Origin of the sequence: Pseudomonas chaetocerotis (assembly GCF_015712105.2) — a bacterium.
GTDB lineage: Bacteria > Pseudomonadota > Gammaproteobacteria > Pseudomonadales > Pseudomonadaceae > Aquipseudomonas > Aquipseudomonas chaetocerotis.
The window spans coordinates 1-471 of sequence record NZ_JACFYX020000040.1; the positions used below are offsets into that span (position 1 = coordinate 1).

General features: G+C 62.8%; 1 protein-coding gene. It reads left to right on the forward strand.

The window, feature by feature from the left end; translation table 11 throughout:
* The coding region (locus H3221_RS25545; protein WP_224490821.1) for an AMP-binding protein at positions 1 to 471 on the forward strand (471 nt) is incomplete at both ends.

Sequence of the window (471 nt, forward strand, 5' to 3'; positions counted from 1 at the left end):
GATCATCTGGAACTGAGCGGCGAATCGTCAGAAGCGCCCGCGATAGAGATTCATCCCGAGCAACTGGCCTATCTGATCTACACCTCCGGCTCCACCGGCAAGCCCAAGGGCGTGGCGGTGGCCCATGGTGCGATTGCCCTGCATTGCCAGGCCATTGGCGAGCGTTACGAACTGACGGCCGAGGATCGCGAGCTGCATTTTCTCTCGGTCAGCTTCGACGGTGCCCACGAGCGTTGGCTGACGCCGCTGAGCCACGGGGCGCGGGTGGTGATCCGCGACCAGCAACTGTGGAGCGTGCAGCAGACCTACGACTGCCTGATCGAAGAGGGCATCAGCGTGGTAGCGCTGCCACCGAGCTACCTGCGTCAGCTGGCCGAATGGGCTGAGCAATGCGGTAAAGCGCCTGGGGTGAAGACCTACTGCTTCGCCGGCGAAGCCTTCAGCCGCGAGCTGTTGCAACAGGTGATTCGT